Raw genomic sequence first — 13,422 nt, 5'->3', positions numbered from 1 at the left:
GAATTGGCAGACAGGCTAGACTAAGGATCTAGTGCTGGAAACGGCGTGTGGGTTCAAGTCCCATCTCCCGCATTTTTATTTTGAAAGTCCTATGGAATTTCGGATGTGAGAGAATGGGCGGTTATCAATTACATATAGAATATGCGGGAGTGCTGGAATTGGCAGACAGGCTAGACTAAGGATCTAGTGCTGGAAACGGCGTGTGGGTTCAAGTCCCATCTCCCGCATTTTTTATTTCGAGAGAAAGCTTAAAACATAAGCTTTCTCTTTTTTTTAACTAATATTAACTCCCGGGAGATTTCCTTGATATATGGGCTGACAGGGGGTAGAATCAAATATATTCATAAAAACAGGAGGAATAGAGCGTGTCAAAAGCGATATTCAATAAGAAGGTTCTGGCGGCAGCGATTGCCGGTCTGATGTCCGTGTCGCTGGTTGGCTGTGGAGGCAGTACCGGTGGACAGACAGGAAGTTCCAGAATAAATATAGAGCCGTATAGCAAGGTGGAATTCAATACGGAACAGGTTAAGAGCGGAGATATCCAGTCCTCATTAACATTGGAGCTCAAGCCTGATGGTTACAGCAGCAATGATTACTCGATACAGCAGTCTGACTACAAGGTTCAGGAGGTCAAGGTAAAAGAGGGCGATAAGGTGGCCAAAGGCGATGTGATGATCCAGTTTGAGGCCAAGGATATCCAGAAGACCATAGATCAGTATACGGATCAGAAGGAGCGGGATCAGCTTCTTATAGACCATTACAACAGGCTGGCGAGCATAGACAGCAGCCAGGATTACTCCAGTGACATATCCGCGGCGAAGGAGGATATGGATCTGGCGGATACATACATCAAAGAGCAGAACGAGAGAATGAAGGAGTATCAGGTCATTGCAGACAAGAACGGAACAGTGACTTATGTCAACTCAGATCTGCAGTATGGATATGTCACAGCGGGTGATACGCTCATAACGGTGGATTCGGGTTCGTCTGATTATGTATCAGAGACTGCGGATTCATACGAATTCAAGGAGGGGCAGACCTACGATGCTGATTTTCAGGAGGCAACATTTACACTGAAGCTCACGAAGTGTGAGAAGTATACAAGCTCTGCCACCGGAGAGGAGATGCAGAAACTTACATTTCAGCCTGTCAGTGATATGACCGGAGTGACCGAAGCGGATACCCTCAAGATGGTCATAGATAAGCCGGTTGTAAAGAACGTTGTATATGTGAATAAAAAGGCTGTGTTTGACGGCTCGGGTGAGAAGAAGTATGTGTACACTGTAAATGAGGACGGATACAGGAATGCGGTAGAAGTTACCGTTGGAGATACGGTGGATGATTATACAGTTATCAAATCAGGACTGAAGGCCGGAGAGCAGGTGGTGATAAATTGATGAGACAGAATATTATGCATAAAGGCAGCACACGGACAAAAAAGAATATGACCGCCAGAATAGCATGCCTGGTAATGTCATTTGTCATGGCAGGAGGAATGGCGGGCTGTGGCAAGGAGAACAGCGAGAAGGTTCCTGAGCTCGTTGAACCTGTAAGTACAAATGAGGCATACAGACCGGTCACATATGGAGATATAGGCAAAAAGGTCATCAAGACCGGAACGATAGTCCCAACTGACTATTGTTATTACTATGACACATCTGTGACTCTGTCAAAGGTGTATGTGAATGTGGGCGATGAGGTCAAGAAGGACACGGTTCTTGCAGAGACCGACAGCAATGCATCCACAGCATCGGGAGACGATGGCAGTGGTACAGATTCAGGCTCAATAGTGGATGATTCTTCAACATCGATGGATGGGGACGACAGCTCGGGAGCTGATTCTCAGGATGTGAAGAAGTATTCACATGAGATCAAGCAGAAGATATATGAGCAGAATCAGGCTGAGCTGGACTGGAAGATAAAGGCGTGCGAAGAGATCGGTGATTCAAAGGGCGCTGCAGAGGCCAGAACAGAAAAAGCCATAAATGAGGAGAACAACAGGTACGATAATCTTTTATATGAGTATGAGCAGAAAAAGCTCACACAGCAGGACGAGGATGAGGACAAGGTCAAGCAGAGCGGAACGCTCAAGGCAGACCGTCCGGGTACGGTAACATACGCCAAGAAGATAAGCGGCAGTGAGAATACTGTCGGCGGCGGTGAGAACGTGGTCGTGGTTTCAGATTACAGTGATCCATATATAGAGATAACCGGTGAGAGCTTCAAGAAGAATACATACAGCATGTATAAGAACATGTACACTGTGATAAATGGAAAGCAGTATGACATAGTGCCATACAACTACACCAATCAGGAGATAGCTGTGGCACAGAGCAAGTCAAGTCTTCCATACACAAGATTTAAGCTCAAGGGTGTGAAGGATGCAGATAAGATCCTCAGCGTGGGCAACACGGTGTCACTGTATTTCAGTACATCCGATGCAAAGGACGTACTCACAGTGGGAAATGATTCCATATACGAGGAGAACAACCAGAAATTTGTATATGTCAAGACAGATTCCAGTGAGAAGGAGCGCAGGGATATAGATACCGGTGCCAGCGACAATAACTACACAGAGGTAGTCAGCGGACTCAAGGAAGGCGATCTTGTCTACTACGCTTCAGATGCGGTCATGCCTAGTGATTACACAGAATACACGGTGGCACTCGATTCATATACGAAGACAGCAACGGTGAAGAGCGATTCGTTCTCGGTGGAGGACCTCAACAGTGTCAGCTACACTGCACCATGCGATGGACGTTTCACGTCACTCAACGTCAAGAAGGGCCAGAAGGTTAAGAAGGGGGATGTGCTGTTTGTCATTGACAGTGGCGGCGGAACAGCGGCGGTCAAGGATATAGATAACCAGATCAGCGAGGAGAACCAGACTTACAGTTCGGATCTCAAGGATTTTGATGATCAGATAAATGAGCTTACAAATGAGATCACGAGATACCAGAAGGGTAAGGTGGCAACGCCGACGGATGCAGAGAACACTCTCTACATGGCGGAGCAGCTCGTGTGCCAGAGAAATGTTGTTACATACAACAAGGATCTTAGGATATATACACACAATGCAACCATTAAGAGCTTAAACGCACAGAGAGAAAAGCTCAACAAGAACAATGATGGAAGCGGAAAGATAACTGTCTACGCTGACCAGGCGGGAACAGTCCTCTCGGTTGGCGCGAAGACTGATGTGGCTGTCAAGGAAGGTGCAAATGTACTCACAGTCGGAAGCAACGACAATGTGATCCTGGCGATATCCATATCAGAGGGAAAACTTGCTGTAAACCAGAAGGTTTCAATATCAAATAAGAACAACAGCGGTAAGAAGATAAGCGGAGTGTGTGTCGGAAGCACCGGAGACAGCTCCAAGTCATATATCAGTACTGATTCAGAGGGCGGGGTTCACGTAACCAAGTGTTCAGGCAGTGATGAACTGAAGTATTATATAAAGGTTGATGATGCAAGCTTTTACAAGAAGCCGAAGTCATATCAGGTCAGCTACCCGACAAAGTCCTATGAGAACGTGGTCATGATACCTAACAACATGATCTATCATGAGACGAGCAAGAACAATTCAAATGAGTATGACTATGTATGGCTCATCAAGGATGATGAGATCATAAAGCAGTATGTCACTCTCGGCGAGGCAGACAAGACCAAGACGGTTATACTGTCAGGTCTTTCAGAGGGCGATGTCATAGCTAAGGAATCAGGAGCAACATCCACCGGTGGCTCATCGAGTTCATCAGATGGTTCCGATAATTCAAAGTCAGGCGCAGACAGCCAGTCGGATGGCGGATCGGATTCATCTGGCGGAGATGCGGCGGCAGCAGAGTAGCAGAGAGGAGATATAATGTTTAAATTTTTATCACATAAATTATTGAACAAGAAGTGGTTAAATGCATGTCTCCTGCTTGGAATCATATTGCTGGTGGCTGTTGCATCGTGCAACCCAATGTTCAAAAACGGAGCGCTGGATATGCTCATGTCGTCCAAGTTTGACGCGGCGATGGTAGAGCAGAACAAGTATCCGGCAACTATCGGCAGATCAGGCTCATGCGCGGTAGACGATTATGCCGATGCCGATGCAGTGCTTGGCAGGATCGGCAAATATGAGGACATGTGGAACTACTACATGGAGATAGATGCTCTGCAGAAGCAGACCAGCCTGTCACTTCAGGCGGGGTACACCCAGAGCAACCTGAATCACAGGACCAGCTTCAACATGACATATATGCCACAGATAGAGGATCATGTGAACATAACATATGGAACGTCACTCGAGGATGCCAAGACAGAGGATGGTGTGTATCCTTGTATCATCTCACAGAGAAACCTTGACAAATACGGCCTTGTCGTTGGAGAGGTATTCAGCATAGATACCGGACTCAGCGATGCCGTTGACTCACAGGGCAATCCTATGAAGTATCAGATCGTAGGTGTATTTGAGGAGAAGGATTACTCAGACAGCTTCTGGTATGACCAGCTTGCAGATCTCGACAGCGAGGTATATGTGAAGAAGGATGACTTCAACGACATGATAGGCAAGTACGGCTTCCTCACAATATACTACGTGGATCACGTCATGCTTGACTACTCACAGATAACACACAAGAATGCCATGGACACGCTGTATTATCTCCAGTCATTTGAGAAGTCAGATAAATATTTTGAGCAGAATTTCAGCAGTGTGCTCATAGATTATAAAGGCGATGCAAGAACCATCGGTATAATCATATGGGTTCTGGAGCTCCCAATACTGGTTCTGCTTCTGGCATTCATTTACATGGTATCAAGTCAGATACTTGAGATGGAGGATGGAGAGATCGCCATGCTCAAGAGCCGTGGTACCAGCACGAAGCAGGTTCTCGGAATATACCTTGGACAGTCGGCAATACTGTCGGCGATAGCCATAGTGATAGGAATCCCTATAGGATATCTTCTGTGTAAGCTTGCAGCAAGCACGGATTCGTTCCTGCAGTTTGGATTTAAGGATACACATTTCTATGGAGTAGATCCGTGGATGATAGTATACAGTCTGGCTGCCGCTGTTATAGCTATATTATTTGTGACACTTCCGGTGTTCAAATACGCCAAGAACTCCATAGTAGAGCAGAAGAGCAGAACAGGAAAGGTAAATTACAAGCCATTCTGGGAGAAGTTCTTTGTGGACGTCATCCTTGTGACACTTTCAATATACCTCCTGTACAATTACAACAAGCAGAAATCGACGATAGCACTCGATATACTTGCGGGTTCAAGACCTGATCCGGTCATCTTTCTGAACTCCTCACTCTTTATATTTGCAGTGGGACTTCTGGTGCTCAGACTCATCAAATACCTGATAAGACTGATATACAGGATCGGAAGAAAGAGATGGTCACCGGCTGTGTACGCATCATTCCTGCAGATCACACGTACGGTCAAGAAGCAGGGATTCATATCGGTGTTCCTTGTAATGACAATAGCCATGGGTATGTTCAACTCGAACATGGCAAGAACCATAAATAAGAACAAGACACAGCGAATAGATTACAATCTGGGAACGGATCTTGTGGTACAGGAGCAGTGGACCAGAGGAACATACATAGACAAAGACAAGAAGACCCACTGGTATTACACAGAGCAGGATTTTGAGAGATTTACAAAGCTCGAGGACAGCCTGTGTGACAAGGTGACAAGAGTCATATACGACGATAATGCCGTCATAAAAGCGGGCGGCGAGGAGTTGGCGGGCAGCGTACTCATGGGTATCAACACCAAGGAGTTCGGTGAGACGGCCAGACTGCAGAGCGGACTCAACAAGGAGCACTGGTACAATTACCTGAATGATCTTGCAACAGTGTCGAATGGAGTCATCATTTCATCAAACCTTGCAAAGAAGTACAATATAAAGGTTGGAGATTCAATAAACTATGCGAGATACAGTCCTATTGCAAGCAAGGAGAAGGAGGAGATCGCATCTCCTAGCGGAACGGTATGTGCCATAGTGGATGCATTCCCGGGATTCCAACAGTATGTGTATGAGAAGGATTCCGAGGGAGAGATGCAGGAGGTGGAGAGATACCTCGTAGTTGCCAACTATGCATATGTTGTTGGTGCATTCAGTCAGACACCATACCAGGTATGGATGCATCTCAAGGATGGTGTGGACTACAAGGATGTACTTCAGGCACTCAGTGATGAGGATGTCAATATAGTGCAGTATGAGAGTGTGGATAAGGATGTGTCAGAGATGCAGGAGTCACCTCTGGTGCTCATAACAAATGGTCTGTTCTCACTGTCATTTATCATAGCGATCATACTTTGTACGGTGGGATTCCTGATATACTGGATAACATCCATCAAACAGAGAGAGCTTCTGTTCGGTATATACAGAGCTATGGGTATGAGCATGCGTGAGATCAACAAGATGCTCATAAATGAGCAGATATTCAGCTCGGTACTTGCCAGTCTGGCGGGATACGGAGTCGGAGCTGCGGCTACGGCGCTTTTTGTCAAGCTTGTCGCCGTGGTATATCTGCCGGAATCACACAACATAGCGATATCGATAGCTGTGGATCCTTACGATATCATAAAGCTCACAGCTGTTGTTGTATTTATGTTTGTTGTATGTTTCGTAGTCATAAGAACTATATTGAAGAAGATGAATATAACACAGGCATTAAAGCTGGGGGAGGATTAATCTATGGATGAAATTATGATAGAGGCACATGGAATCAAACGCTGTTTCAGACTTGGAAGCGGAGAAGATTTCTATGCACTCAAGGGAATAGATATAACAGTCCCGGCTGGAAAGCTCACTATACTCAAAGGCCGTTCAGGATCGGGTAAGACAACGCTGCTCAATATCCTGAGCGCGCTGGATGAGCCGACTGAGGGCGAAGTGATAGTCGGCGGCCACGTGTACAGCGAGATGAACGAGAAGGAAAAGGAGAAGCTGAGAAGATACAATATAGGATTTGTATTCCAGTCGGTTGCCCTGATCCCGATCATGAGTGCGTATGAGAACGTCGATTTCGGACTCAGACTTGCGGAATATGAGGGCAACAGGGATGCCCGTATAAAAGAGGTACTCGATCTGGTGGGACTGTCATCCAGAATGACGCATTTCCCAAATCAGATGTCAGGTGGTGAGCAGCAGAGAGTTGCCATAGCCAGAGCGGTGGCTCACAAGCCAAAGGTAATATTTGCGGATGAGCCTACAGGAGCCCTTGATACGGCTTCGGGACTTGCAGTCATGAAGCTGTTCCAGGAGCTGGTGTACAAGGAAGGAATAACGATAGTCATGACGACACATGATCCGAAGCTTATGGAGCTCGGTGATGTAGTATATGAGATAGAGGATGGTGAGATAGTTGAGCGATAAGCATTTATTCAGAAAAAAGAAGAACGATGCTGTGGAGCCTGAAACTATAGCACCGGATGTGGAGACACAGGACATGGAGAACACGGATGGCCAGGAGACGCAGGAGTTCGTGTACGGCATGGATCTTCAGGAAGACGATGGCACTGACAGCGGGAAAGCCGTGGAAGCAGATCCTGAGGCTGGCACAGATAAAGAAGCCGGCGGGGAACGCCTTGGTTCTGAGGAGAATATCATAGAGTGTGACAGCCTTGTCAAGATATACAAGACTGACGATGTGGAGGTTATGGCTCTTCAGGGCCTGGAGCTCAACATCAAATACGGCGAGCTCATGGCGGTCATCGGAAAGTCGGGATCAGGAAAGTCCACACTTCTCAATATGATCGGAGGACTTGAGAGACCTACGGCCGGAAAGCTGTATGTCGACGGCAAGGATCTGTTTGCGATGACGGATAAGGAGCTTGTGGAGTACAGAAAGCACACTGTAGGATTTGTGTGGCAGAAAAACTCCAGAAACCTTCTGCCATATATGACAGCCATAGAGAATGTTCAGGTACCTATGTACTTCGACAAGAGCAACAGGGAAGACAAGTATGCAAGAGCCCATGATCTGCTCTGCAGAGTGGGACTTGAGGACAAGATAAATTCATATCCATCCCAGATGTCAGGTGGTGAGCAGCAGAGAGTTGCCATAGCCATAGCCCTTGCGAATAATCCGAAGATACTTCTTGCGGATGAGCCTACAGGAGCCGTGGACAGCAAGACATCCAACATGATACAGGATCTGTTCAGAAAGCTGAACGAAGAACTCGGGATAACGATAATCATAGTTACACATGATATAAGCCTTGCAAATAAGGTGGGACGTGTGGTTATGATCGCGGACGGTAAGATTAGCACGGAGAAGATCATGAAGGAATCTTACAAGGACAGAATGAACGAGCTGACGACAGACGGCTTCTCATCTGATGATTCACATGAGGAGTTCTCGATACTCGATAAGGCAAATCGTGTACAGATAAGTCCTGATATGCTGGCTGCTGCCGGAATCGACAGCAATAAGGTCAAGGTTCAGGTTGTTGACGGCAAGGTCATCATCACAAAAGAGTGATAGCAGATGGTGTTGTGTCAGCGGGGAAAATATATTATAATTACTTCAATTAAGTAAGGAAAGGTTGGTATTTTATATGAGAAAAGCGGGTTACAAAAAAGCAGCGGCGCTGCTTTTGGTGACATCACTTGTGGCAGGAACTGCGCTCACAGGATGTGGCAAGAAGAAGGTGGATTACAACATGGGAGACGACGAGAACGGCGGTGGCGGCGGTAAGCTGGCATCAAGACTCGACGTACCGGAGTCATACAATGGCAAGCTTGAGGGTATCAATGCAGATACAGGTCTCACAGATGTATCCATAAATGCCACAGAGATAGAGGTGCCTGACACAGATAAGATGTCAGTGCTTTACTATGAGCTTAACAATGTAGACAATGACTACAAGAAGCGTGTGTGCGAGAATATATTTGACGTGAGCGCAGGTGTATATGTATATAACTGGGATAAGCCATACAAGGAGGATGTACAGAGACAGATAGATTCACTTCAGTCCATGATGGATCAGGCTACATCGGATGATGATAAGAGCTATTATGAGGATTACATGAAGTCACTTAAGGATCAGCTCAAGACAGCCACAGACAAGAGAGAGGGAGCTGGAGATTACAGTGGAGACACATTCATCGGATCTGTAGGGGACAACGAGTTCATGGTAACATTCTATGGAAGTGGCGATGATATGTCCACAGGCGGTGGATTTTCTCTGGAGTATTATCCATCGGATCAGCTGATACAGTACAGACCTAAGGATGGCGCAACAAATGTATACTGCTACAGCAGTGAATATTCTGACGAGGAGGCTTCTGCAAACACAGCTTCCATCAGCGCGGCAGATGCTGAGCAGAAGGGAACAGATTTCCTTGCATCATGCGGAATCTCAGATGTTATAGAGACAAGTAATTTTGATTTGCTGTGGGATTACAGCGATGCATCATACAACACAGTTGCAGCAGAGAAGAATGGTTATATGGTAACATACAAGCGTTCTGTGGACGGTGTGGCTCCATATACACCTAATGTATACGGCCTTGATTCCCTTTCGACAGGGGATGACTCAGTATATTATGACACCATGGATGAGACATTCCAGCTCGGTATTGATGACAATGGACTTATCTCAGCATATTGCCTAGATTCCTTCAGGGCAACAGGAGACAAGAAGGACAATGTTGATCTGATAAGCTGGGAAGATGCACTCAAGAAGCTTCCAGAGGCTGTAAATAAGTATTACACAGACAACAAGACACAGTACAGCACCATCGAGTTCAACGATGTAAGACTTACATACTACAAGCTCAAGGATGGAGATAAGTATACATACAGCCCTGTATGGGTATTTGCACAGTGCGACAAGATGGAGGATGGAAGCCTCGATAAGGATTATCCAATACAGCTCATCATGTTAGATGCTACCACAGGAGATATGATAGATCTTAAGGATGTCCTGAACCAGCAGACATATGATTCATCTGTAGTTGATTCTGTTATTGACAGTGATTCAGATTTTGATATAAGTGACGACAGCCTCATTGATGAGACTGATATAACTGATACTGACGATGCAGACAGCAGTGATGAGTCAAGCGCAGATGCGATTGATATCGGAGATGCTGATATCGACATGGGCGATCAGGATACAACAGAGTAAATAAAACTCAGACATATAGGTTAAAGGAGAAAAATCCTCATAGACTGATAAAGTGGTATAAATATTGGTCTATGAGGATTTTTTATTGTTGACACATACCCCTAGGGGGTATATAATCCGTGGATGAAAAGAGAATTTAACAGCCGTAATGTGCAGATAATAAACAGATGGCATATATGCAGCGTCATTTGAAATGTGAACAGAAATGGCTGATGTACAAGGGATGTGTCAAGTTTTCTATGAAAACTTGACATGTAGCTCCAGCCATTTGCCGAAGGCAAATTTTGCATGGCTGGAGTTCAATAAGGCTGGAGGAAAGATATATGGAAGAACAGAAGAAATGCTGCTGTCATCATGGCGGAGAGATAAGCGATGTGGAAGCCAGGGTGAGGACAAGGACAGACGAGGAGTATAAGAAGCTTCTCAACAGACTGAACAGGATAGAGGGGCAGATAAGAGGCGTGAAGAGTATGCTGGAAAATGATGCCTATTGCACAGACATCGTGCTCCAAGTGTCGGCGATCAATGCGGCACTCAACAGCTTCAACAGACAGCTCCTTGCTGAACATATCAGGACCTGTGTTGCAGACGATATAAGAAATGGCAAGGATGATACTATAGAGGATCTGGTAAATACGGTTACCAGACTCATGAAATAGATATGTCAGTTATTGGCAAGTGCAGTTACGAACTGACTGATGCTTGATAAAGAAAGGTGAAATATATGGACAAGTACAATGTGACAGGAATGACATGCAGTGCATGCAGTGCAAGAGTCGAGAAGGCCGTATCCAATGTCGGGGGAGTTACCTCGTGTCAAGTGAATCTCCTGACCAACTCCATGATGGTGGATGGAACAGCCGACAGCGGAACTATAGTGGCTGCAGTTGAGAAGGCAGGATACGGTGCGAGTCTGGCGGGTGGAAGATCTGCTGGCGGAAATACTTCACATTCAGGTGGGAAGAGCAGCGGTTCCGGTGAGAGTGAGGCGGACAAAGAATTCGGAAAAATGAAGAAGAGACTGGTGGCATCAGTTATAATTCTTATTCCCCTCATGTATATATCAATGGGCCATATGATGTGGAACTGGCCGCTTCCAAGCTTCTTTGACGGCAATCATGTGGCGATGGGACTCACGCAGATGCTGCTCACCATAATTGTGATGGTGATAAATCAGAGATTCTTTGTGAGTGGATTTAAGGGAGCTATACACGGCTCGCCAAATATGGATACACTTGTTGCCATGGGCTCAGGTGCCTCATTCATATACAGCGTGTACGTGTTCTATGCCATGACAGCGGCGCAGACAGCAGGTGACGGTGAGCGTGTCATGACGCTCATGCATGATTTTTATTTTGAATCTGCGGCCATGATACTGGCGCTTATAACAGTCGGCAAGACGCTTGAAGCATATTCAAAGGGAAGAACCACGGACGCACTCAAAGGTCTGATGGATCTTGCCCCGAAGACAGCCGTTCTCATCAGGGATGGTGAGGAGGTCACCGTGGATATAGACGAAGTTGCGGTTGGAGATATATTTGCCGTTAGACCGGGTGAGAGCGTTCCTGTGGACGGAGTAGTCCTTGAGGGGGATTCCGCCGTGGACGAGTCAGCTCTCTCGGGTGAGAGCATACCTGTGGACAAAACTGCAGGAAGCCGTGTGTCTGCGGCGACGATCAACCAGTCGGGTTATCTGAAATGCCGTGCTACACAGGTAGGTGCGGATACCACACTGTCCAAGATAATAGATATGGTAAGTGATGCGGCGGCTACCAAAGCTCCAATAGCAAAGCTTGCTGATAAGGTTTCGGGAGTGTTTGTACCTGTTGTCATACTGATAGCATTTATCACGATGATAGTGTGGATAATAGTGGGCAAGGATGCCGGTTATGTGTTGGCGAGAGGAATATCAGTGCTTGTTATAAGCTGCCCATGTGCCCTTGGGCTTGCCACACCTGTTGCGATCATGGTGGGAAATGGAATAGGTGCCAAGCACGGAATACTGTTCAAGACTGCGACTGCTCTTGAGGAGACAGGAAAGAGCAGCATAGTGGTCATGGACAAGACCGGAACGATCACAAAGGGAGAGCCTGTAGTGACGGATATACTGGCAGCCGAGAATGTCAGTGGTGACGAGCTGATGCAGAAGGCTGCGGCTCTGGAGAAGCTGTCAGAGCATCCTCTGGCAAGAGCTGTGGTTGGATACTACAGTGAGAATTACCAGACAGGTGATGCACAGAAGGATAAAAATTATGAGGTATCCGATTTCAAGGCTGTTGCGGGCAACGGTCTGATGGGAAGTTTGAACGGCAGAAAGATCATCGGCGGAAATATGGATTATATAAAGGGATATGCAGATGTACCTGAGACGATGAAGGACAGTGCGGAGAAGGTATCACAGCAGGGAAAGACACCTATGTTCTTTGCCGAGGAGGCTGACGGAGATTACAGAGTCCTCGGAATAATAGGCGTGGCGGATACTGTGAAGGAGGACAGCGCTGAGGCCATATGCCAGCTTCAGTCGATGGGACTTTCAGTAGTTATGTTAACCGGTGATAATGAGAGAACCGCCAAAGCCATAGGAGAGCAGGTCGGCGTAGACAGAGTAATAGCGGGCGTGCGTCCGGACGGCAAGGAGAGCGTTGTGCGAGATCTCATGCAGAAGGGGCATGTGATCATGGTTGGTGATGGAATAAATGATGCCCCTGCACTCACAAGGGCAAATATAGGAATAGCCATAGGTGCAGGCACGGATATAGCCATAGATGCTGCGGATGTTGTTCTCATGAAGAGTGAGCTCACAGATGTTCCGGCGGCCATAAGACTCAGCAGGGCAACAGTTAAGAACATAAAAGAGAATCTTTTCTGGGCATTTATATATAATATAATTGGAATACCACTTGCCGCCGGCGTGTGGATCCCGATATTTGGCTGGACGCTCAATCCTATGTTCGGAGCGTTTGCCATGAGCCTGTCAAGTTTTTGTGTTGTTACAAATGCGTTGAGGTTGAATTTGACAGACATTTATGATAAAAATAAAAGATATAGAATCAAGGAGGACAAAGTTATGACAAAGACAATGAAGATCGAAGGTATGATGTGTGGACATTGTGAAGCCAGAGTCAAGAAGAGTCTTGAGGCCCTTGACCAGGTGCAGGAGGCTGTAGTCAGCCATGAGACAGGAACAGCGGTTGTCACTCTCAAGGCAGACGTTGATGACAGCGTGCTCAAGAAGACAGTAGAGGATCAGGATTATAAGGTGACATCAATTCAGTAAAGGCAGGA

8 protein-coding genes and 1 tRNA gene are annotated in these 13,422 nt (G+C 46.4%); all 9 read left to right on the top strand.

The window, feature by feature from the left end; genetic code table 11:
- The first annotated feature begins 143 nt into the window (after window positions 1-143).
- The 9 genes from ABUA31_RS09435 to ABUA31_RS09395 all read left to right on the top strand — a co-directional run bounded on the left by ABUA31_RS09435 (window position 144) and on the right by ABUA31_RS09395 (window position 13,414).
- Window positions 144-227 (top strand) — tRNA-Leu (locus ABUA31_RS09435).
- Between the two features lie 138 nt (window positions 228-365).
- Complete coding sequence (locus ABUA31_RS09430; protein ID WP_349818726.1) at window positions 366-1,397, top strand: efflux RND transporter periplasmic adaptor subunit; 1,032 nt, start codon at window positions 366-368, stop codon at window positions 1,395-1,397.
- Window positions 1,397-3,847, top strand: coding sequence for an efflux RND transporter periplasmic adaptor subunit (locus ABUA31_RS09425; protein ID WP_238051339.1), 2,451 nt, complete (start codon window positions 1,397-1,399; stop codon window positions 3,845-3,847). The genes ABUA31_RS09430 and ABUA31_RS09425 overlap by 1 nt, the downstream gene beginning before the upstream one ends.
- A 15-nt stretch (window positions 3,848-3,862) precedes the next feature.
- The gene (locus tag ABUA31_RS09420) at window positions 3,863-6,694 is read left to right on the top strand and encodes an ABC transporter permease (protein WP_173795697.1); all 2,832 of its coding nucleotides are present in this window, start codon (window positions 3,863-3,865) and stop codon (window positions 6,692-6,694) included.
- Window positions 6,695-6,697: 3 nt separating this feature from the next.
- Entirely contained in the window at window positions 6,698-7,378 is a 681-nt protein-coding gene (locus ABUA31_RS09415) for an ABC transporter ATP-binding protein (protein ID WP_015533878.1), read from the top strand.
- Window positions 7,368-8,486, top strand: a complete 1,119-nt coding sequence (locus tag ABUA31_RS09410) for an ABC transporter ATP-binding protein (protein WP_349818725.1) — start codon at window positions 7,368-7,370, stop codon at window positions 8,484-8,486. Before ABUA31_RS09415 ends, ABUA31_RS09410 begins: the two co-directional genes overlap by 11 nt.
- Window positions 8,487-8,562: 76 nt before the next feature.
- Entirely contained in the window at window positions 8,563-10,137 is a 1,575-nt protein-coding gene (locus ABUA31_RS09405) for a hypothetical protein (RefSeq protein WP_349818724.1), read from the top strand.
- Window positions 10,138-10,460: 323 nt separating this feature from the next.
- Entirely contained in the window at window positions 10,461-10,796 is a 336-nt protein-coding gene (locus ABUA31_RS09400; protein WP_022216248.1) for a metal-sensing transcriptional repressor, read from the top strand.
- Between the two features lie 65 nt (window positions 10,797-10,861).
- On the top strand, window positions 10,862-13,414 hold the full coding sequence (locus tag ABUA31_RS09395) for a heavy metal translocating P-type ATPase (RefSeq protein ID WP_349818723.1): 2,553 nt from the start codon (window positions 10,862-10,864) through the stop codon (window positions 13,412-13,414).
- The last annotated feature ends 8 nt before the right edge of the window (window positions 13,415-13,422 follow it).

Origin of the sequence: Coprococcus sp. RTP31081st1_H1_RTP31081_211007, from assembly GCF_040227275.1 — a bacterium.
Classification (GTDB): domain Bacteria; phylum Bacillota; class Clostridia; order Lachnospirales; family Lachnospiraceae; genus Coprococcus; species Coprococcus aceti.
The sequence above is the reverse complement of the archived record's forward strand: the minus strand, read 5'-3'. Positions and strand labels throughout refer to the sequence as shown.